The sequence below is a fragment of the Rhodanobacter sp. FW510-R10 genome (assembly GCF_058781105.1).
Genome location: NZ_JBYSWL010000001.1, coordinates 49,328 through 72,521, shown reverse-complemented (window position 1 = coordinate 72,521; position 23,194 = coordinate 49,328). Strand labels below are relative to the sequence as shown.

Annotated in this window: 11 protein-coding genes; 7 read left to right on the top strand and 4 right to left on the bottom strand. The window is 67.2% G+C overall.

Annotation, left to right across the window (positions count from 1 at the left end; all coding sequences use genetic code 11):
- Positions 1–6 precede the first annotated feature (6 nt).
- From AC3WJB_RS00280 to lexA, 3 genes are read right to left on the bottom strand one after another with little or no spacing between them, the layout of a single operon-like run.
- The gene (locus AC3WJB_RS00280) at positions 7–1,410 is read right to left on the bottom strand and encodes a Y-family DNA polymerase (protein WP_492677545.1); all 1,404 of its coding nucleotides are present in this window, start codon (positions 1,408–1,410) and stop codon (positions 7–9) included.
- Between the two features lie 12 nt (positions 1,411–1,422).
- On the bottom strand, positions 1,423–2,046 hold the full coding sequence (gene imuA / locus AC3WJB_RS00275; RefSeq protein WP_492677543.1) for a translesion DNA synthesis-associated protein ImuA: 624 nt from the start codon (positions 2,044–2,046) through the stop codon (positions 1,423–1,425).
- On the bottom strand, positions 2,046–2,666 hold the full coding sequence (gene lexA, locus AC3WJB_RS00270) for a transcriptional repressor LexA (protein ID WP_492677541.1): 621 nt from the start codon (positions 2,664–2,666) through the stop codon (positions 2,046–2,048). The genes imuA and lexA overlap by 1 nt, the downstream gene beginning before the upstream one ends.
- Before the next feature lie 473 nt (positions 2,667–3,139).
- Between lexA and AC3WJB_RS00265 the strand changes: the two genes are divergently transcribed.
- From AC3WJB_RS00265 to AC3WJB_RS00245, 5 genes are all read left to right on the top strand, one after another.
- Complete coding sequence (locus AC3WJB_RS00265) at positions 3,140–6,121, top strand: WD40/YVTN/BNR-like repeat-containing protein (protein ID WP_492677539.1); 2,982 nt, start codon at positions 3,140–3,142, stop codon at positions 6,119–6,121.
- A gap of 42 nt (positions 6,122–6,163) precedes the next feature.
- A complete protein-coding gene (locus AC3WJB_RS00260; RefSeq protein WP_492677537.1) occupies positions 6,164–9,253 on the top strand; it encodes a WD40/YVTN/BNR-like repeat-containing protein in 3,090 nt (1,029 codons plus the stop codon).
- Positions 9,254–9,308: 55 nt separating this feature from the next.
- The gene (locus AC3WJB_RS00255; protein WP_492677535.1) at positions 9,309–12,572 is read left to right on the top strand and encodes a VPS10 domain-containing protein; all 3,264 of its coding nucleotides are present in this window, start codon (positions 9,309–9,311) and stop codon (positions 12,570–12,572) included.
- A gap of 185 nt (positions 12,573–12,757) precedes the next feature.
- Positions 12,758–15,427, top strand: coding sequence for a M16 family metallopeptidase (locus AC3WJB_RS00250; protein WP_492677533.1), 2,670 nt, complete (start codon positions 12,758–12,760; stop codon positions 15,425–15,427).
- Between the two features lie 480 nt (positions 15,428–15,907).
- Positions 15,908–17,584: a zinc-binding metallopeptidase family protein gene (locus AC3WJB_RS00245; protein WP_492677531.1), complete on the top strand. Its 1,677-nt coding sequence runs from the start codon at positions 15,908–15,910 to the stop codon at positions 17,582–17,584.
- Between the two features lie 88 nt (positions 17,585–17,672).
- On the opposite strand, the gene AC3WJB_RS00240 is transcribed toward AC3WJB_RS00245, so the two are convergent.
- Positions 17,673–19,580 carry an autotransporter domain-containing protein gene (locus AC3WJB_RS00240; RefSeq protein ID WP_492677529.1) on the bottom strand — a complete coding sequence of 636 codons (1,908 nt, stop codon included), beginning with the start codon at positions 19,578–19,580 and terminating at the stop codon, positions 17,673–17,675.
- A 138-nt stretch (positions 19,581–19,718) separates the two neighbouring features.
- Here AC3WJB_RS00240 and AC3WJB_RS00235 point away from each other — a divergent pair, with 138 nt between their 5' ends.
- Positions 19,719–20,282 (top strand): sigma-70 family RNA polymerase sigma factor, encoded by a 564-nt coding sequence (locus AC3WJB_RS00235; RefSeq protein ID WP_492677527.1) that lies wholly within the window; start codon positions 19,719–19,721, stop codon positions 20,280–20,282.
- A gap of 13 nt (positions 20,283–20,295) precedes the next feature.
- Positions 20,296–23,181 (top strand): protein kinase domain-containing protein, encoded by a 2,886-nt coding sequence (locus tag AC3WJB_RS00230; protein WP_492677525.1) that lies wholly within the window; start codon positions 20,296–20,298, stop codon positions 23,179–23,181.
- The last annotated feature ends 13 nt before the right edge of the window (positions 23,182–23,194 follow it).

Sequence of the window (23,194 nt, the reverse complement as noted above, 5' to 3'; positions counted from 1 at the left end):
GGCGGTTCATGCGAACCAGCCATGCAGCATCCAGCCGGCTTGTTCGCCGGGTTGGCAGTAGGCCCAGGCCCGCTGGCCAAGCGAGGTCTCGATCACGTAGTAGTCGCGGCGCGCCTCGCCGCCATCCCACCAGCCGGTCTCCAGCCGCTCGGGACCGGCGAGGATGCGCGGCGGTGGCCCGCGCAGCGGCAGCGGGTGCTGCAGCAGCCAGGTTGGTCGCGGATGCGGTTCGGCGTGGACGTCGCCGGTTTCGGCAACGACCTGCGCGCGTTCGGGGCGCGGATCGGTGGTGCTGGCCAGCCGGTACACCGCGCGGTCGCCCAGCCGCGCGCGCAGGCGTTCGCGCAGTTGCGCGATGGACAGGGTCTGGGCCGGCCGTTCGTCGAACAGGTCACGGCCGGCAGGCACGAAGGCTGGCAGGTCGCGCGCGAGCAGGCGCAGGGCAAGCGCGGGTGCGGTCAACTGCAGTTGCTCCAGCCGCCCGCGCGCCAGTTCGAACAGCATGCCGGCATCGCGCTCGGGCGCCAGCAGGCCGACCGGCACGTCGGTCGACCCGTTGTCGCGATGCTCCAGGCGCAGGACGAAGCGTTGCACACCGCCATCCCGGGCGGCGAGGTAGGCGGCCAGGTCGCCGCACATGCGGCGCAGCGGAAACAGCAGCGCGGCGAGATCCTCCACCTCGTGGCTGAGCTCGATGCGCAGGTCAAACACATCCGGCGGACGGTAGGGGTCGAGCCCGGCCGGGCCCTCGCCGAGCAGCCGTTCGAGCGCCTGCAACAAGTCGGCACCGAAACGCCGGCGCAGGCCCGCACGCGGCAGCGCCAGCAATTGCCCCAGGGTGCGGATGCCCATGGCCGGCAGGGCCTCGAGCGCCGACGCCGGCAATCGACTCCTGGCGATCGGCACGTCGCGCAAGGCGTGCGCCAATTGCCCGGGCGAGTGCACCGCCAGGCCGTCGCCGATGCCGGCCAGCACGTGGGCGGCGTGGGGCGTGGGGGCCAGCGCAATGCGATGGCGAAATCCCAGCGCGGTGAAATCGGTCCGCAGCATGGCCTCGAAGCGCGGCCAGGGACCAAACAGGCGCAGGCTCCGGCTTGCCTCCAGCACGATGGCCTGCGGCAGCAGGCTGACCTCGGAGCTGTAGCGATAGGCTACCGCCGCCAGGAAGCGTTGCCAGCGGGCGGTCGCGCCGGCGTCATGGGGCAAGGCCTCGAATTGCGCCAGCAGGGCATGGGCTGCCGACAGGCGCTGGCCGACGCGCAAGCCGGCGGCGCGTGCCGCGGCATTGAGCGCCACGATGCTGCGCGCATGGACGGCGCCATCCACCAGCACCAAGGGGCCATCCCCGGTGCGGCGGCGAAGGATGCTGTCCAGCGCGACATGCGGCAGCAGGATGCAGGCCCACAACATTGTCGGCCGCCATCAATGCAGCGGATGCCACAGTGGAAACGGCTGCTCCGGTACGCTGCCGCCGCGACACTTGCGCACCCACACGCGGCCCTGTGGCCGGGCTTCCAGTTCCAGCCGCAAGGCGGCCGGCGAGGCATTGGCCAGGTGGCGGCGATCGCGGAAGGCAAAGGCCAGCGCACGACCGCCATCGGCGGCAACCTGCAGCCGGCGCAGTGCCCGGTCATTGGCTTGTTGTGGCCACGCCAGTACCGCCGCGCAACTGCCCGAGCGCAGGCATTGCTCCATGGCCCACAATCCATCGGCCCCACTGGCGGCGACGATCTCGACCCGTCGCATGTCGACGCCGTGCTGCTGCCAGCCGGCCACGCAGGGCGCATAGGGGGGCGCCACCAGCACCACGGGCCGCGGTCCGCGGGTCAGCCGGGCCAGGGTCGGCAACAGCAGGCGCAGCTCGCCGACGCCATCGGCCGGCAGCAGGATTTCCGACAAGGCGGCGTCGGGCCAGCCGCCGGCCGGCAGGGCAGCATCGAGCGCGGCCCAGCCCGTCGGCTGTTCACCGGCGGGCGGCGGCGCCGCCCGGCCACGCCAGACCTGGCGCGTCTGCAGCAGCGGCGACAAGGCGCCCACGGCAGTCATCAGCCACCCCGCAGCAGGCCTGCAAACAAGCCTTCGATGGCAAAGTCTTCGGTCGGGTCCACGTCGATGGGCGTGAAGCCGGGGCTGTTCGGCAACAGGCGGATCACCCCGCCTTTCCAGTACAGCCGCTTGATGGTGAAGCGGTCGCCCTCCACGCGCGCCGCCACCACCTGGCCGTGGCGGGCCACGGGCGTGGCGTGCACCGCCACCAGGTCGCCATCGAGGATGCCTTCCCCGCGCATCGAATCGCCGACCACCTTGACCAGGTAATCCGGCCGCAGCCGGAACAGCGCACGCGACACGCGCAGGCTGCGCTCGACCCGCGACTCCGAGTACAAGGGTTCGCCGGCGGCAATGCGGCCGATCAGTGGCAGTTCCATCGTCTCCATGTCCACGGGTTCGGACTCGTGCAGCAGGCGGATACTGCGGGCCTGGTTGGGAGCCATGCGCAACCGGCCCTTTGCTTCCAGCGCGCGGACGTGCTTGAGCACCGCGCTGACGCTCTCGATCCGCAATGCCTTGCCGATTTCCTCGAGCGTGGGTGCTTGCCCGTGGCGCCCGATGTGGTTGCGGATGCAGGCCAGGACGTCTGCCTGGCGCTGGGTGGGCTGGATGCTCATGGTCTCTATTTTCACCTGAAATGGTGAAAATGCAATGTGCGGGGCCCTGATGCCCGGGCGCCGCCGTGGATCGTCCATCGGGGTTGGCGAAGGTCGGTGCCGGGATATGCGGGACTGCCGCCCCGGCATCGCCAAAACCGTGCCGGCGATGCCGCAGGGAGGGCAGCGGTACGCACGGCGGCAGGAATGGCGGGACTTTCGGCATATTGTCCGCTACGCCGGCGGACGGCCATCATGCCGTGGACAGGATGACGCGCCTGGCATGCTTGCGGCTCGCGTATCCCGATCCGGGATGCGCCGCATTTGCCGGTTACACTCGCGGCGCTCGATTGCGTCCGTGGCTGTCGCTGGTGGTCACCTCAGCATGCGACAAACGCTGTGGCTTGGAGCGGTGCGCGGAGCATCGTCGCCCCACTGGCATCTACCTTGGCGTTGCAGCACTTCCCATCCATCTGGCAGGAGATCCCCGCCCCATGTCGATCCGAAAGTTTGCGCAGACCTGGTCGTTGACGTCGCTGGCGCTGGTGGCGCTGGCGTTGCCCTTGGTGCCAGTGCAGGCGCAGCAGTCCGATGCCGCGCTCTACAGTGGCGTGCAGTGGCGCATGATTGGCCCATTCCGCGGCGGCCGCACCGTCGGGATGTCCGGCGTGCCGGGCCAGCCCAACGTGTTCTACATGGGCGTGAACAACGGCGGCATCTGGAAGTCCGAGAACTTCGGGCGCACCTGGGAACCGCTGTTCAAGGGCGACGAAAGCAATTCAGTGGGTGACCTGGCGGTGGCCAAGTCCAACCCGAACGTCATTTACGTGGGCTCGGGTGAGGGCCTGATCCGGCCGGACTTGTCCACCGGTGACGGCATGTACAAGTCCACCGACGCCGGCAAGACCTGGCAGCACCTGGGTTTGCGCGACGGCCAGCAGATTGCCTCGATCGTGGTCGATCCGCAGGACGAGAACGAGTTGTTCGTGGCGGTGCTTGGCCATCCATACGGCCCGAACACCGAGCGTGGCGTGTACCGCTCGACCGACGGCGGCAAATCCTTCCAGCAGGTGCTGTACAAGAACCCGGACGTGGGCGCGGTGCAGGTGGCGCTCGACCCGGCCGACCCGCATACGGTGTATGCGGTGCTGTGGGCCACGCGGCATGCACCGTGGACGGGCCAGAGTGCACTCAATGGCGTGCCGGGCAGCGGCTTGTTCAAGTCCACCGATGACGGTGCCACCTGGAAGCAGATTGGCCAGGGCCTGCCCACGGTGGCGCAGGGCCTTGGCCGCATCGGCATTGGCATCGCGCCGAGCGACCCACAGCGCATTTATGCCCAGGTGGAGGCGCCGCCCGCATTTGCCGGCACGTATCGTTCCGACGACGCGGGCCAGAGCTTCCGGCGCGTCAACGATGAGCCGCGCATCCACGGCCGTGGGCAGGATTTTGCCGAGGTCGCGGTGGCGCCGGACAATCCCGACGAGATCTACGTCGCCAACACGTCGTTCTATCGCTCGCTGGACGCCGGCAAGACGTTCGAGGCGATCAAGGGTGCGCCTGGCGGCGACGACTACCACCGCATCTGGATCAATCCGGAAAACCCGAAGATCATCGCGCTCGGCGTGGACCAGGGCGGCACCCTGAGCGTCGATGGCGGCAAGACCTGGAGCTCCTGGTACAACCAGCCGACGGCGGCGGCGTACCACATCATCACCGACAACGAATTCCCCTACAACGTCTACGCCTCGCAGCAGGAAAGCGGCTCGGTCGGCATCACCAGCCGCAGCAATGACGGGCAGATCACGTTGCGCGATTGGCACCCGGTGGGCGTGGAGGAGTACGGCTACGTTGCGCCCGATCCGCTCAACCCCAACATCATCTATGGCGGCAAGGTGACCCGGCACAATCGCATCACCGGGCAGACCCAGTTCGTCGGCCCGCAGATCGGGCGTGGTGGTGAGTACCGCACGAACCGCACGGCACCGCTGCTGTTCTCGCCAGCCGATCCGCACGTGCTGTTCTACGGTACCAACGTGTTGTTCAGGACCAGCAATGGTGGCGAGACCTGGGACAAGATCAGTCCGGATCTCTCGCGTCCGAACGCGGGCAAGCCGGCGAGCCTGGCGCCGTTCAACGCCAAGGTGGACCCGCGTGACCATCGCGGCGTGATCTACAGCATCGGGCCCTCGTTCAAGAACGTGGACACGATCTGGGCTGGCACCGACGACGGCTACATCTGGGTCACCCGCGACGGCGGCAAGCATTGGGACAACGTCACGCCCAAGGGCATGACCGGCTGGAGCAAGGTCACGCAACTGGTGGCCTCGCACTACGACGACCAGACCGCGTATGCCTCGGTCAGCCGCTTCCGCCTGGACGACTTGAAGCCCTACATCTACCGGACGCACGACGGCGGCAAGACCTGGCAGCTCATCGTCAATGGCCTGCCGGACAACGCCTCGGTCAACGTGGTGCGCGAGGACCCGGTGCAAAAGGGATTGCTGGTTGCCGGCACCGAGCGCGCGGTGTGGTTCTCCGCCGACGACGGCGAACATTGGCAGTCGCTGCAGGGCAACCTGCCGCAGACCTCGATGCGCGACCTGGTGATCCACGACGACGACGTGGTGGTGGGCACGCACGGGCGCTCGTTCTGGATCCTGGACGACATCACCCCGCTACGCCAGATCGCCGCGGCCAAGGCGGCGGCGTCGGCCTACCTGTACAAGCCCGCCGCGGCCTACCAGGTGCTGCGCAACACCTATACCGATACGCAGATGCCGAAGGAAACCCCGGCCGGGCAGAATCCGCCCGACGGCGCAATCCTGGATTACTACCTGAAGACGGCCGCGAACGGGCCGGTCACGCTGGAAATCCACGACGCGGCTGGAAGACTCGCCTTCCGGTTGTCCTCGACCGACCAGCCCAGGGCTGTCGATCCCGCGAGCCTGAATTTCCCCACCTATTGGCTGCGTCCCCCGCAGCTGCTGTCGGCCGCCGCCGGCCGGCATCGTATCGTCTGGGATCTGCATTACCCGGCGCCCAAGTCCGACACCCATCGCGCGCCGATCTCCGTGATCCTGCACGACACGCCGCTGGGCCCGCTCGGGCCCACGGCCGTGCCGGGCCAATACACGGTGACCCTGAGCGTGGGCGGCCAGACGTATACGCAGCCGCTCACCTTGCGCATCGACCCGCGGCTCGACACGCCGTTGGCTGGGCTGACCAAGCAGTTCGAGGTGGCGACCCAGCTGGTCGCTGACATGGATCGCGTCTACGCGGCCATGCACCAGGCCGGGGCCGCAAACGCCGATGCGCTGCGCCAGTTGCACACGCAGCTGGGGGGTGTCTACGGCTCGATCTACGGTGGCCAGTACGGCGCAGTCTCCGCCTTGGCCGCACCGACGGCCGTACAGGTATCCACGGCAGCCGAGCTGCACCAGAAGGTCGCCGCTGCCCTGGGGCCCGGCAGCTGATGCATGAGTTTGGTTTGGATGACGGAGATGGAAGCCAGGACCATGACGATCGCGATGCATGAGTGGTACCAGACGGACCCGCAAGCGCATCGCCCGCCCGCAAGGGTCTGTCTGCCTCCGCAGGCAGGCCCGCGCAACGCCGGCGGTGCCGCCGCCGGCCGGCGTGGCGTGGCGCGTGTGGCATGGCTGGCGGCAGCGGCGTGCATGCTGTTCGGCATGGCCCCGCTTGCGGCCGGCGCCCAGCCCTACGACGCCAGCCTGGTCTCCGGCCTGCAGTGGCGGTTGATCGGTCCGTTCCGGGGCGGCCGCACCGTTGGCGTTGCCGGCGTACCGGGCCAGCCGAACGTCTTCTACATGGCCCCGAACAACGGCGGCGTCTGGAAGTCCGAAAACTACGGCGAGACCTGGGAGCCGCTGTTCAAGGGCGATGAAAACAATTCGGTGGGCGATCTCGCCGTGGCGCCGTCGGATCCGAACGTGATCTATGTCGGTTCAGGCGAAGGCTTGCTGCGGCCGGACCTGTCCACCGGCGATGGCATGTACAGGTCCGCCGACGCCGGCAAGACCTGGCAACACCTGGGCCTGCGCGACGGCCAGCAGATCGCCTCGATTGCCGTGGACCCGCACGACGCCGACCGGCTGTTCGTCGCGGTACTGGGGCATCCGTACGGGCCGAACGCCCAACGCGGCGTGTTCCGCTCGATCGACGGCGGCAAATCCTTCCAGAAGGTGCTGTACAAGAGTCCGGACGTCGGGGCGATCCAGGTTGCCCTGGATCCGGCGAATGCCCAGACCGTCTACGCCGTGCTCTGGGCCGGACGCACGCCGCCGTGGTCGATGAAGTCCGAGAACACCTCGATCAACGGCCCCGGCAGCGGCTTGTTCAAGTCCACGGACGGAGGCAATACCTGGCGGCAGATAGGCCAGGGCCTGCCGACGGTGGCGCAGGGCCTGGGTCGCCTCGGTATCGGTATCGCACCCAGCGATCCCAAGCGCATCTATGCGCAGGTCCAGGCATCGCCGGGCCTGGATGGGACCTACCGTTCCGACGACGCGGGCCAGACTTTCCGCCGCGTCAACCATGAGGAGCGCATTTACGGGCGCGGGTCGGACTTCGCCGAAGTGGCGGTCGCTCCCGACAATCCCGATGAGATCTATGTCGCCAGCACCTCGTTTTACCGTTCGCTGGACGCCGGCAAGAGTTTCGAGGCAATCAAGGGCGCGCCCGGCGGTGACGACTACCACCGCATCTGGATCAATCCAGCCAACCCGCAGATCATCGCGCTCGGCGTGGACCAGGGGGCCACCCTGACTGTTGACGGCGGCAAGACCTGGAGCTCCTGGTACAACCAGCCGACCGCGTCCTCCTACCACATCATCACGGACAACCAGTTCCCGTACCGCGTCTACAGCTCGCAGCAGGACAGTGGTTCGGTCGGCATCCTCAGCCGCAGCAACGACGGCCAGATCACGTTCCGCGATTGGCACCCGGTCGGCGCCGGCGAGCACGCCTACCTGGCTCCCGATCCGCTCAACCCGAACATCATCTATGGCGGCGATGTCACCCGCTACGACTGGACCACGGGCCAGGGCCAGTTCGTCGGCCCGCAGCTGGACGGCGAGTACCGCACCAACCGCACGGCCCCCTTGCTGTTCTCGCCGGCCGATCCGCACGTGCTGTATTACGGCACCAACGTGTTGTTCAAGACCATCGACGGCGGACACAGCTGGGAGAAGATCAGTCCCGACCTGTCCCGCGCCGATCCGGGGATTCCCTCCACCCTGGGGGTCTTCGGCAGGCGCGAACGCTCGCTCGACCACCGCGGCGTGATCTACAGCATCGGGCCCTCGTTCAAGACCACGGACACGATCTGGGCCGGCACCGACGACGGCTACATCTGGATCACCCGCGATGGCGGCAAGCAATGGGACAACGTCACGCCCAAGGGCATGACGCCGTGGAGCAAGGTGTCGATGCTGGTCGCCTCGCACTTCGACGACCAGACCGCCTATGCCGCCGTCAACCGCTTCCGCCTGGACGACTTGAAGCCCTACATCTACCGCACCCACGATGGCGGCAAGACCTGGAAGCTGATCGTCAACGGCCTGCCGGACAATGCCTCGACCAACGTGGTGCGCGAAGACCCCGAGCAGAAGGGCCTGCTGATCGCCGGCACGGAGCGCGCCGTGTGGTATTCGGCGGACGACGGCGAGCATTGGCAGCCGCTGCAGCTCAACTTGCCGCAGACCTCGATGCGCGACCTGGTGATCCACGACAACGACGTGGTGCTGGGCACCCATGGCCGCTCGTTCTGGATCCTCGACGACATCACGCCGCTGCGCCAGCTTGCGGCTGCCGCGGCCGCGGACCCGGTCTATCTGTACAAGCCTGCCGCCGCCTACCAGGTATTGCGCAACACCTACGCCGATACGCAGATGCCGAAGGAAACACCGGCCGGGCACAACCCGCCCGACGGAGCGATCCTCGATTACTACCTGAAGACACCGGCCACCGGCGCGGTGACCCTCGAGGTTCGCGATGCGGCCGGGCGACTGGCATTCCGCCTGTCCTCGACCGACCAGCCCGAGCAGGTCGATCCCACCAAGCTGAATTTCCCGACTTATTGGCTGCGGCCGCCGCAGGTGCTCTCGGCAAACGCCGGCATGCACCGGGTGGTCTGGGATCTGCACTATCCGGCACCGCAGTCCGGCAGCCGGCGGGGGCCGATTTCCGTGATCCTGCATGACACGCCGCTGGGCCCGCTCGGACCCTCCGCGGTGCCTGGCGAGTACCAGGTCACGCTGACGGTGGACGGAAAAACCTATACGCAGCCGCTGACCTTGCGCATCGACCCGCGACTCGACACGCCGGTGGCCGGGCTGGCCCGGCAATTCGACGTGGCGACGCAGCTGGTTGATGACATGAACCGGACGCACGCCGCCCTGCAGCAGGCCGGAAAGGAAAAGGTGGACGCCCTGCGGAAATTGCAAGCGCGGCTCGTTGCCGTCTACAGCGCCATTTATGGCGACCAGCATGGCGCGGTGTCGATCCTGGCCGCACCGACGGCCGTGCAGGTCTCCGCGGCAGCCGAGTTGCACCAGCAGGTGGCCGCGCTGGGTGGCGGCGGATGATGGTATGCGTTGAGGGCAGGGTGCTGGTGGCGGAGACCGAACGGGAGTCAAGGTGATGACAGAGCGCGAATGGTGCGGAACGGACGTTGTCGTGCGACATGGTGTGCTGGGTGCGGCATGGCTGGTGGCAGCCGCGATCATGGCGTTTGCCATGGCGCCGATGGCGGCCAGCGCGCAGGCCTACGACGCCAGCCTGCTGTCCGGGCTGCAATGGCGCCTGCTGGGGCCGTTCCGCGCCGGACGCACCGAGCCGGTGACCGGCGTGCGCGGACAACCGAACGTGTTTTATTCCGGCTCCGTGGGCGGCGGCGTGTGGAAGACCGATGATGCCGGGGTCACCTGGCAGCCGATCTTCGACGACGCACCGATCGCGTCGATTGGCGCGATCGCGGTGGCGCCGTCCGACCCGAACGTCATCTACGTCGGTACCGGCGAATCCGATCCGCGCTCGCAGATTTCCTACGGCGATGGCATGTACAAGTCCACCGACGCGGGCAAGACCTGGACCCACATCGGCCTGCCCAAGAGCATGCACATCAGCCACGTCATCGTGGACCCCGCCAATCCGCAGCGCCTGTTCGTTGCCGTGCTCGGCAACCTCTACGCCGCCAATCCGGAGCGCGGCGTCTACCGCTCCACCGATGGCGGCGCCACCTGGCAGAAGGTGCTGTACAAGAACCCCGACGTCGGCGCGATCGACGTGGTCTTTGCGCCCGACGATCCGCAGGTGATCTATGCGGCGTTGTGGGCGACGCGGCGCCCGCCCTGGAACGTGTATCCGCCGTCCAACGGGCCGGGCAGCGGGGTGTACAAGTCCACCGACGGCGGCAACACCTGGACCCATCTCACGCAAGGGCTGCCGACCGCCGGCCTGGGCAAGATTGGCTTGGCCGTGGCGCCGACCGACAGCAACCGCGTGTATGCGATCCTGGATGCCGACCAGGGCGGCCTGTACCGCTCCGACGACGCGGGCGCCACCTGGCACCTCGCCGACGGCGAGGCGCGCATCTGGGGCCGCGGCTGGTATTTCGACCGGGTGACCGTGGATCCGAAGAACGCCGACAAGCTCTACGTGATGAACACCTCGGTGTACCGCTCGACCGATGGCGGCAAGAGTTTCGCGGCGATCAAGGGCACGGCGGGCGGTGACGACTACCGGCGGTTGTGGATCGACCCGGACGACCCCGACCGCATGGTGCTCAGCAGCGACCAGGGCACGATCGTGAGCGTCAACGGCGCGCGCACCTGGAGCTCCTGGGACAACCAGCCGACCGGGCAGTTTTATCACGTGATTGCCGACAACCGCGATCCGTTCTGGGTATATGGCGCGCAGCAGGACAGCGGCCCGCGCGGCGTGGTCACCGATGTGGCTGAGGGGCGCCTGACCTACCGCGAGTGGGCATCGACCTGCACCGGCGGCGAGAGCGACATGCTGGCGGTCGACCCGGACAGCGTGGCCGACCTGTATGCCACCACGCTCCTCTACGACCTCAACGCCAACACACTGACCCGCTGCGACCAGCTCACCGGCGTCAAGAAGGTGATCACTCCGTGGACGGCCTATCCCGGCGAGCAGTTCCGGCACACCTGGACCTTGCCGACGGTGTTTTCGCAGGCGCCCGGGCATGCGCTGTATTTCGCCAACCAGTTCATGTGGAAGAGCACCGACAAGGGCGAGCACTGGCAGCGCATCAGCCAGGACCTCAGCCGCGCCAAGCCCGGCATCCCGGCCAACCTCGACCCCACCACGGCTGCCGATACCACCTACCAGCAAAAGACTGGCGATTCGCACTGGGGCGTAATCTATTCAATCGCGCCCTCGCCGCTGCAGGCGGACACGGTCTGGGCCGGCACGGACGATGGCCTCATTTGGGTGACGCATGATGGCGGCGCGCATTGGCAGGACGTCACGCCCAAGGGCCTGAGTGCGTGGAGCAAGGTCATCATGCTCGATGCCTCGCACACCGATGCCGGAACCGCGTATGCGGCGATCGACCGCCACCGGCTGGACGACTACACGCCGCACGTGCTGCGCACCCGCGACGCCGGCAAGACCTGGCAGGAAGTCATAGAGGGCCTGCCGGGCAATGCCTATGTGCAGGCGATCAAGGAGGATCCGGATCGTCCCGGGCTGCTGTTTGCCGGCACCTCGATTGGCGTCTACGTGTCGTTCGACGCGGGCGACCGGTGGCAGTCCTTGCAGTTGAACCTGCCGGTGACCGAGATCCGCGATTTTGCCTTCCGCGGAAATTCAGTGGCAATCGCCACGTTTGGCCGCTCGCTGTGGATCCTGGACGACCTCTCGCCGCTGCATGAGCTCAGCCCCGCGATCGCGCGCTCTGCCGTGCACCTGTTCAAGCCGGAAGTCGCCGTGCTGCGGCCGGGTGCCGACCACGACCAGCGCGACACCAATCTTGCCGTGGCCACGAACCTGACCCCGATCGAGGTGGCCTCGGGCGCGCCACGAATGAAGGGTGCGCTGCTCGACTATTACCTGAAATCCGCAGCCAGCGGTCCGGTCACACTGGATATCCTCGACGCCAGTGGCAAGGTGATCCGGCATTACTCCAGCGCCACGAAATATCCCGCGACCGATCCCAAGAGCCTGAACGTGCCGGCCGTGTGGATCAGCACCCCGCCGCCGCTGCTGGCCACCGCGGGCATGCACCGCTTCAGCTGGGATCTGCGCGCCATCGCTGCCGACGGTCACGAGTCGACCGCCACCGACGCGTTTGGCGGGCACCGCGTGCTGCCTGGCACGTACACGGTGAAGCTGACCGTGGATGGCCAGGGCTACACCCAGCCGCTGACCGTCGAACAGCACGCCGGCACACGCCAGGATCCGGCGGCGCTGCAGGCGCGCACGACGATGGTGCAGCAGGTCATTGGCCTGCAGACCCAGGTGGCCCAAGCCCAGCGCGACGTGGCGCAGTTGCGCAAGCAACTGGCCGCCTTGCACGGGCAGGCCGGGGCCTCGGCCGCGTTGGCCAAGGCCGTGGCCAAGGTGGATGGCCAGGCGCGCGAGATCGAGGGCCACGCGCCACCGCCGCTGCCGGATACCACCGGCGTCGGCGACGCGGCGCCGGCCTCCGACAGCCTGCTCGGCCTGGCACAGATGCTGGGCGGCTTGTCGCGCACCACGCAGGAGAGCAGCGGCACGCCGACGGCGGCTGGCCTCGCCGGCCTGGACAAGCTGCGCCAGGGCGTCGACGCCGCGCTGTCGCGCTGGAACCGGTTCCAGGACGAGGACGTGGCCCAGCTCAACACGAAATTGCAGAAGGCAGGCCTTCCAGCCGTAAAGACGGCTTTTGGTGGATAGGCAGGAATGGTGAAATGGCGAAATGGTGTCAGGGGCCAATGGCACTTATGTAAACCTGAGACCTTCATTGCCGTCATCCCCGCGAAAGCGGGGATGACGAAAAGTAGGGTCCTGCGCCTGTGTAAGTGCCATTGGCCCCTGACACCATTTCGCGCCCAAGTGTGGATGAGAGCGAGGACTGACCAATGAACAAGTGGATGCCGCGGTTGCTGCTCGCCATCATCGTGATGCTGGCGGCGGGTGGGGCCGCGGCCAGCGTTGGCCCCGGCGCTGGAGTCACGCGGGCGACGCTGGACAACGGCTTGCGCGTGGTCATCGTGCCCAATCGCCTGGCGCCGGTGGTCACCACCGAGATGAATTATCTGGCCGGCTCCGACGAAGTGCCGGCCGCCTTTCCGGGCACGGCGCACGCGGTGGAGCACATGATGTTCCGCGGCAGCCCGGGCCTGTCCAAGGACCAGCTGTCGGCGATCGCCGCCAGCATGGGCGGGGCGTTCAATGCCGACACTACCCAGGGCGTGACCCAGTATTACTTCGTCGCTCCGGCCCAGGACCTGGAGGTGGCGCTGCACATCCAGGCGCTGCGCATGCGTGGCGTGGACATGCGCGAGGACCAGTGGCAAAAGGAGCGTGGCGCGATCGAGCAGGAAGTCGCGCGTGACCTGTCCAACCCGGCGTTCAAGTTCTACGAACAGATGCAGGCGCAGTTGTTTGCCGGCACGCCGTACGCACACACGCCGCTCGGCACGCGCGCGTCCTTCAACCAGACCAGCGCCTCCATGCTCAAGCAGTTCCACGACACCTGGTATGCGCCGAACAACGCGATACTGGTGATTGCCGGCGACGTCGACCCGGCCGCCGCGCTGGCCCAGGTGAAGATGCAATTCGGCGACATCCCGCGCAAGACGATCCCGGCGCGGCCCGCATTTGTGTTCCAGTCGGTGCAGGCCAGGACCATGCAACTGCCGACCGACAGTCCCTACGGCTCGGTGTATATAGTGTGGCGCCTGCCGGGTATGCGCACGGCCGATTACGCGACCGCCATGGTGCTGGGCGATGCCCTGGGTTCGCAACGCGCAGCCTTGTTCGGCATGGGTGCTGACGGCACGGCGCTGTACGGCGGCTTTGGTACCCAGTTCATGCCGCAGGCGGGCTTCGGCCTGGCGGTGGGCATTTTCCCCAAGGGCGCGAATCCGCAACCAGTGTTGGCACGCATGCGCAAGATCATGGCCGACGCAGCGGCCACGGGCATCGATCCGGCCCTGGTCGAGGCGGCCAAGCGCAAGGCCATTGCCGGGCTGGAGTTCCAGAAGAATTCCGTGGCTGGCCTGGCCAATGCGTGGTCGAGCGCGCTGGCGTTCCAGGAGCTCGAATCGCCCGCGGCGATGAAGCAGGCGCTCGAGGCGGTGACGCCGAATGCCGTCAACGCACTGGCCAAGGCGACCTTCGTTCCGGAGCATGCGCTGACCGCGGTGCTCACGCCGGAGAGTTCCGGCAAACCGGTTGCCGGCAAGGGCTTCGGCGGCGCCGAGAGTTTTGCCTCCGCGCCCGACAAGCCGGTGACCCTGCCGGACTGGGCGCGCCAGGCCCTGGCCAAACTCGAGGTGCCGCGCTCCAGCCTGGCGCCGGTGTCCACCACGCTGGCCAACGGCCTGCGCCTGATCGTGCAGCCCGAGACGATCAGCGACACGGTCCAGGTCTATGGCGGAGTGCGCACCAACCAGGACCTGCAGGCGGCATCCGGCGAGGAAGGCGTGGCCGATGTGCTCGATGGCCTGTACCCCTTCGGCACCACCAGCATGGACCGGCTGCAGTTCCAGCAGGCCCTCGACGCGATCAGTGCACAGGAAAGCGCGGGCGCCTCGTTCTCGCTGGCCGTCCCGGCGCAGCATTTTGCCGAGGGCATGCAGCTCCTGGCGGAGAACGAGCTGCACCCGGCGCTGCCGCCCAAGGCGTTTGCCATCGTGCAGAAGCAGGTGGCGGGGATGACCGCCGGCCAGTTGCAGTCACCGGATTTCCTGATGTCGCTGGGCCTGGCCAAGGCGTTGCTGCCGGCCGGTGACCCGGCGCTGCGGCATGCGACGCCGCAAAGCGTGATGGGCCTCAGCCTGGCCAAGGTGCAGGCTTACATGCAGAGCGTCATGCGCCCCGACCTGGCGACCATCGTCATCGTCGGCAAGGTCGACCCGGAGGCGGCCCGGCACGTGGTGGAGCAGACCTTTGGCGGCTGGGCGGCCAGCGGTCCCCAACCGGATGTCGACTATGCCGCCGTGCCGCCAAACCGACCAGGGCAGCTGCACGTGCCGGACAGCAGCGCGGTCCAGGACAGCGTGGAACTGGCGCAGACCGTCGACGTCACCCGCGATGACCCGGAGCGCTTTGCGCTGGACCTGGGCAACGAGGTGCTGGGCGGCAGCATGTACGCGTCGCGCCTGTCCGACGACCTGCGCAAGAACGGCGGACTGGTGTATGGCGTCAACTCCAGCTTCTCCTTCGACAAGCATCGCAGCACCTACACCGTTTCCTATGGCAGCGATCCGGCCAAGGTGGCGGCCGCCCGTGCCATGGTCGTGCGCGACGTGGCGCAGATGCGCTCCGCACCGGTCACGGCCGATGAACTCAAGCGCGCCAAGGGCGTATTGCTGCGGCAGATTCCGCTCGGCGAGTCGAGCTTCGGCATGATCGGCCGGCAACTGTTGCAGCTCGCCCAGGAGGACAAGCCGCTGGACGAGGCGACGATCGCCGGCCGGCATTACCTGCAGCTCACCGCGGCCCAGGTGCAGCAGGCCTTTGCCCGGCACGTGCGCGACGACGCGTTCGTCACCGCAACCAAGGGCCCGGCGCCAAAAGACTGACCCCCTTTCGCCCCGTCGAACTGGCCCGTCGGCAGTCCTGCGAGAGCGCACTGCTGTCTGGAACAATTCCGGGAACCCATGTGCCAAGGTCGTGCCGCTGTCTTTGTTGTCATTCCCGTGGAGCGACCCCTCGGCGTCATTCCCGCTTGCGCGGGAATGACGCCAGGTAGGGTTTCGGCGTCCTGGCACGATACCGTAGATGAAGCAAAGGCGGTTCCGAAAACGTTCCGGACAGCAGTGCGCTTTCGCGGGAATGACGCCAGGTAGGATTTCGGCGTCCTGGCACGATACCGTAGATGAAGCAAAGGCGGTTCCGAAAACGTTCCGGACAGTAGTGCGCTTTCGCGGGAATGACGAGTGAGGGTCGCCGGAAGGCGAGCGCGCAGATGTGCAACAATCGGGGGCGCATGGGGGAGGGGCGGCTGCTCGCCGGCAATGACGGTCGACGGCCATGGGTTTGCAGCCAAGAGGGGATGAGCGATGTCGGCTATGAAGATGAGCGCGAAGGCGCTGGGGATGTTCGTCGTGGCGGCGGCCGCGAGCATGGTCGCGGTTCCTGCCGCGCATGCGCAGACGTCTGACCGCGCGGCCCTGAAGCAGCAGGCGGCGGCGTACGTCGACGCGAACGCCAGGCTGGTGCAGCAGATCGTCGACTCCACCTTCAGCTTCCAGGAGATCGGCTACCACGAGAGCGAGACCCAGAAGTACCTCACCGGCATCCTGCGCAAGCACGGCTTCGAGATCCAGTCCAACATCGCCGGCATGCCGACGGCGTGGCTGGCGACCTGGAGCCACGGCTCGGGCAAGCCCACGATATCGCTGAACAACGACGAGGACGGCCTGCCGGGCCTGTCGCAATGGCCCGGCGTGCTCAAGGAGGATCCCATGATTGTGGGCGGCCCGGGCCAGGCCGAGGGACACAACAGCGGCCTGGGCGGCATGGTCGTGGCGGCCCTCGCGCTCAAGGACGTGATGACGAAGAACAATGTCTCCGGCACGATCCAGGTCTGGCCCGGCATCGCCGAGGAGATCGTCGGCGGCAAGGCGTGGTACGTGCGTGCCGGCGTGTTCAAGGACGTCGACGCCGTACTTTCCACCCACGTCGGTTCGGCCTTGAAGACCGAATACGGGCGTACCGCCGGCACCGGCCTGATCTCCGTGATCTACACCTTCAACGGCAAGTCGGTGCACGCCGCCGGCGCGCCCTGGGAAGGGAAGAGCGCATTGGCTTCGGTCGAGATGATGGACGTCGGCATCAATTTCATGCGGCAGTTCTTCCGGCCGAGCTCGCGCACGCACAACGTGCTGCCGTTCACCGGCGACCAGCCGAACATCGTGCCGCACCTGGCCACCAACTGGTACTACTACCGCGAGGTGACGCCGGAGTGGATCCTGTCCGACTATGCGGCAGGCAACCGGGCGGCGAAGGCGGCGGCGGACATGTTCGGCACCACGTTCACGAGCAAGGTGGTGGGATCGGCCTGGCCGTCCTGGGCCAACAAGCCGTTGGCCGAGGCGGTGTACAAGAACATCCAGGCGGTGGGCTTGCCACAGTGGAGCGAAGCCGACCAAGCCTATGCCAAGGGCGTGCAGAAACTCGTCGGCAAGCCCGAGATTGGCTTGACGACCAAGCTCGATGAGCTTGGCACGGGGACGGAGCATCCGTCGGGTGGCGGCTCCGATGACATCGGCGATGTCATGTGGTCGGTGCCGAGCGTGCGGCTGATCTTCCCCAGCAATATTCCCGGCATTGGCGGGCACAACTGGGCGGCGGCGCTGGCCGGCGCGACACCGATCGCGCACAAGGGATCGGTGGCCGAAGGCAAGGTGCTGGCGATGACCGCGCTGGACCTGTACCTGGATCCCGGGCTCGTCGCGCAAGCCAAGAAGTATTTCGACGAGGAACAACCCAAGCTCGCCGAGAAGGCTTTTGGCGCGGACAAGCCGGTGGTGTACGCGTCATTCCTGCCGGCCGACGCCGCGCCCGCGATCCACATCAACGACGCCTCGATGAAGATCATGCGGCCGCTGATGCAGAAGTTCTATTACAACCCGGCCAAGTACGGCACGTATCTCGAGCAGCTCGGCATCAAATATCCGTGCCTGACCCAGGGTTCCACGTGCGGTGCACCGGCCTCGCTGACCCCCGACGCCTGACGGGATAAAGGGGTCAGAGTCACTTTTCGACGGTGGCGCCACCGGCGTGACTCTGGCCCCCTGGGTCGTGCACCGCATCGTGGCCGCATCAGAACCGCAGCCGCGCGCCGATGTTCAGGCTGTCGACGCGCTGGCTCGAATCCGAGAAGCGGCCGTCGTAGCTGATCCAGCCCGAGAAGTCGGGCGAGAAGTCGGCGGTCAGGCCGGCGCTCACGCTGCCCCAGTTCTTGTCCGGGGCGAAGCCCGGCAGCGTGAAGGTGCCCGACATGCTGACCAGGCCCGCGGTGACATCGGTCGGACCGGCGTCGTCGTGGTTCCACGCCACGCGTGCGAATGGATGCAGCTGCGTGCCGCCGGCCTGCAGGTTGGCCGTCATCTGCCAGCCCAGCGTGCCGATCAGCGAATGCCGATGCTGCCTGCCGAAGGTCATCGCGGCCGCATCGGTGCCGTTCTCACCGAAGCCGTTCACCGCGATGCGCTGCCAGGTCACGTCGGCATACGGGCCGGCCTTCCAGTTGCCGAAGTCTAGCCACCAGCCGCCGGTCAGCGCGAACCCGGCATGCGACCCCGAGGTGTCGCCACTCTCGTTGCGCACCGTGGGGCCGATCGGGATTTTGCGCTGGATGTCGTTGTAGCCAAGGTGCCCGAAGCTGCCGATCGCCCCGAAGTAGGCTCGTTGCCAGCTCCACATCGCGTAGCCGGTCGCCAGCAGGTCCTGCAGCCTGAAGCCGCCGGCATGGCCGGCGAAATCATCGCGCTGCCGGCCGACGCTGAAGGCGAGCCCCGCGGTTAGGGCATTGGACGGATGGACGTCGCCGCCGACGCTCAGGGTGTGGACGTCGTTGCTGCTCTTTGGCGAATCGACCTGCGCATCCAGCCGTTGGCGTGCATAGTCGTAATTGGCCCACACGCGCAGGCCGTTGCCGGGCGCATGCCCAAGGCTGGTCCTGGCCTGGTCGAGCACCGCGCGGTTGACGCTCGCATTCACCTGCAGCGGCGCCTCGCCCAGCAACGATATCTGGCCCGGCGCGATCACGATCGATTCCGCGTACTGCGCCAGCATCGCGTGGGCAGCGCTCGACGGATGCGCGAAGTCTGCGAACAGATGGGAATTTTCGGCACCGGGCGCATACGTGTACGGCGCACCTGAACCCTGCGGCCCGCACTGCAACGACTCGCCGCCGTCACTGCACGCCGCGGTGGTCACGTCGGTGAACCCGTAGCGCGCCGGGTCGGCGACAAATTCGTTGAACAGGACGAAGGTATTGACTGGAATGATGTCGAGGCCGGCATGGGCCAGTCCCGCATCGACCGCCTGGTTGTAAAGGCGGGTCATGTCGCTGAGCTCGGCGGCTATTTCCGGCCCGAACGCAATCACGTCCGGCGAGAGCCCGAGGTCCGGCAACGCAAACACCATCAGGTGGCGTGCGCCGGCCTGCTGCAACCGGCTGATCATCCCGAATTCGGCCTGTGCGGCTGCCTGCAGGTTGGACTCGGCTTCCTGCGGCAGGATCGTACCGTCGCCAACCTGCTCGAAAGCGGTGAACACGTCATTGGCGCCGGCCTCCAGCACATACAGCGCGCGTGGATCGGCTTTGCCCGCGGATGCCTGAAGGTGCGCATCGAGCTGTGCCGGTATCGAAGTCACGAACGACAGGTCATCGGGCTGCTCGAGCAGCACCCCGGCCATCGCGTATGCGTAATTGGTGCCGCCCAGCAGGGAAGGGCGAATGGGTGCGTCGAAATGGTTGGCGATGTGCTCGACGGCGACGAGTCCGGGATTGGTCGTGAAGCGTGACACTTCGGGGAAACCCAGCGCGGTGGAAAAATTGCCGGTGTCGCTGAAGCTGTCGCCGAAGACGACCACCTGCCCGAACAGGCCCGCAGGGGCCGTGGCCGCGGGTTCCGCCGCGGACGCGGCGCCGGTCCCCCACGGGCTCGTGAATCCGGCCATCGCTGCAAGCCCGATGGCGATCGAAAGTGCGATGCGTTGCATGGTGGTTTCCTCTTTTCATGGACGGTCCTGGCCGTCGGCAAAGCGCCGAAGGCATCCCCTTGGGCAAAGGCGCAAACGGTCAACCGATCCGGCCACGTTGTCGCTAGACTCTGCCTTGCGCAGGCAACGGAGTGGGCCGTGAACGCGGTTTCTTCAGACGTCACCAGACTCCTGAAAGCCTGGACCGGGGGCGACGAGGCCGCATTGGCCCAACTGATGGAACAGGTCTACGGGGAGCTGCACCGCATCGCGCACCGTTACATGCGCAATGAGCGCAAGGCCGACACCCTGCAGACGACGGCACTGGTCAACGAGGCGTACCTGCGCCTCACCGATGCCGCGGCGATCGAATGGCGCGACCGCGCGCAGTTTTTCGCCCTCGCCGCCCAGATGATGCGGCGCATCCTGGTGGATGCAGCGCGCGCCCGCGGCGCGCGCAAGCGTGGCGGCGGCGCCGTGCAGGTGGCGCTGGACGAAACGGCGGTCGTTCGCGGCGAACCCGACCAGGACCTGCTGGCGCTGGATGATGCACTCACCGCGTTTTCACGCATGGCCCCGCGCCAGGCCAGGATTGTCGAGTTGCGCTATTTCGGCGGTCTGACCGAGGACGAGATCGCCGCGGCACTGGATGTTTCGCCGCGCACCGTCAGGCGCGACTGGGAGCTCGCGAGGGCATGGCTGTTGCGGGAGCTGAGTCACTGACGGACGCCGGCGCATGATCCCCGATCGTTTCCAGCGGATTGCCGACCTGTACCATTCGGTACGCGAATGTACCGCCGAAGAGCGTCGCGCGATCCTCGAGCGCGTCGAACCCGAGCTGCGAAGTGAAGTGGAATCGTTGCTCGCGCAACCCGCCGGAGGCGGCTTCCTGGAACGCCCACCCGCCCTGCGTGCGCCGGCGTGGGTGGCGGACGCAGTGGACACGACGCTGGCCGAAGGCACCGAACTCGGCCCCTACCGCATCACCCACAAGCTCGGTGCGGGCGGCATGGGGGAGGTCTATCGGGCGGTCGACACGCGCCTGGGCCGTGCCGTGGCCCTCAAGCTCACGCGGGGCCGCTTCAGTGCGAACTTCCAGCGCGAAGCGCGCGCGATTTCTTCGCTCAACCATCCCAACGTCTGCGTGCTCTACGACGTCGGCCCCGACTTCATGGTGATGGAGCTGGTGGAAGGCACCATGCTCGCGGCGCGCATCGCGCAAGGCCCGTTGCCCCTGCACACGGCGCTCGCGTACGCCGCGCAGATCCTGGCCGCGCTGGCGGCAGCGCACGCCAAGGGCATCGTCCATCGCGATCTCAAGCCGGGGAACATCATGCTGGCGGCATCCGGCGTCAAGGTCCTCGACTTCGGGCTGGCGAAATTCGTCACCGACGATACCCTCACCGCGGCCGGCAACGCGATGGGAACGCCCGCGTACGTTTCGCCGGAACAACGGCAGGGCGGCCCCGCCGATCCGCGTTCCGACATCTATTCGTTTGGTTGCGTGCTGTACGAAATGCTGACCGGCAGCCGCGCAGGCGCGCGCCGCGGGCGCATCGCGCCGCGCAAGCTGGAACGCATCGTCGGACGTTGCCTGGAAGATGATCCCGCGCGGCGCTTCCAAACCGTCGCAGACCTGCAACTGGCCCTGTCGGCCCTGGGCGCGGGCGGCACGGCCGTGCTGCGGCCCGGTCGGGCCTGGGCGGTCGCCGCGGCTTGCGCCGCGATGGGTGCGGTGGCCGCCGCCGCGTGGTTGCAGTCCGGGTCGTCCCATGCACTGACCGACAAGGACACCGTCGTACTGGCCGATTTCACCAACCGCACTGGCGATCCGGTGTTCGACGGCGCGCTGCGGCAAGGCCTTTCGGTGCAGCTGGAACAGTCGCCGTTCCTCAGCATCGTCCCGGATGGACTCGTCCGGCAGACGCTGGCGTTCATGGGCAGGAAACCCGATTCGGCGCTTACGCCCACGGTGGCGCTGGATCTGTGCCAACGGGTGGGGAGCGCGGCGGTCATCGAAGGTTCCATCGCGCAGATCGGCACCCCCTATCAGCTTGCGGTCCGCGCCGTGGATTGCGCGAACGGCGAGACCCTGGCGAGCGTGGAGAGCCGGGCCGCGGACAAGGATCACGTCCTTGCCGCGCTGGGCAACGCATCCTCGCGGCTGCGCGCGAGGATCGGCGAATCCATGCGCACGGTGAAGAAATACGATACGCCGCTCGAACAGGCCACCACCGCATCCCTGCAGGCGCTGAAAGCGTACAGCGATGCGATGAAGCTCATTGCGAACGGCACCGATGCCCCGTCCTCCATCCTGCTTCTCCAGCGCGCCATCGAGCTCGATCCGCAATTTGCCCAGGCGTACGGAATGCTCTCCATCGCGTACACGACGCAGGGCGAATCGCGGCTCGCCGCCGACTACGCGCGCAAGGCCTACGCATGGCGCGACAAGGTCAGCGAACCGGAGAGATATTTCATCATTTCGCGTTACGGCAAGTCGGGCAGCGGCGACATCGAGATGGCGATACGCGCCTGCCTCGCCTGGATCCAGGCCTACCCGCGCATGGCCATGCCGCGCATGGAGCTTGGCGGTTCCATATATCCCGTGGCCGGTGAATACGAAAAGGCCGCGGCGCAGCTCATGGAATCGATTCGACTGGTGCCGAGCCAGACCGTTTCATACTCCTTCCTGATGGATGCCTACATCGCGTTGAATCGTTTCGACGACGCCAAAAACGTCCATGAACGGACACGCGAGCTGAACCTGTACTCGGGCTTCTACGTGTTCAATCGGTACCAGCTCGCGTTCCTGCTGCACGATCCTGCCGGGATGGCGCGCCAGCTCGAGGCCATCAAGGGCGAGCAGGGCATGGAAGGCCAATTGCTGGCCTGGGACGCCGAGACCGCCGGTTATTACGGACAGCTCGGGGTGTCACGCGACAGGTCGGATCGGGCAATCGAAGCAGCACGGCACGCAGCCGGGAACGAAAGCGCCGCGGCGTACCTCGCGATGTCGGCGCTGCGCGAGGCGCTGTACGGCAATGCGCAAGAAGCCGAACGTCGCGCTGCATCGGCCCATCGGCAATCGCCGGCCCGCGACGTGCAATTCGGCGCCGCATTGGCGTTCTCATACGCCGGCAACCAAGCGCGGCTCAGGGAGTCCATAGACCGGCTCGCCAACGACTATCCGGAAGACACGCTGGCGCAACGAAATTACCTGCCCGTGCTACGCGCCAGGCTCGCGCTCGGTCGCAGCAAGGCCGCCGAGGCGCTCGCGATCCTGAAGCCTGCCGCGACGTACGAATACGGCATGACCAGGTTCAGCGTATTCGGCTGGACGTCGATGTATCCCATCTACGTGCGCGGCGAGGCTTACCTTGCCATGCATGAATCCCGCAAGGCGGCGGCCGAGTTCCAGAAAATCCTGGATCATCCGGGGCTCGCGCTGAACTACCCGATCGGACCGATGGCGCGGCTGCAAAAGGCGCGGGCCTTGGCCGCTGCCGGCTTGCACACGGATGCCGTCAGTGCCTACGAGGATCTACTCGACCTCTGGAAAGGCGCCGACGCGGATCTGCCGGCGCTGAGGCAGGCCGTGGCCGAATCCGCCCGCCTGGACTGAAGCGGTCCCTTCT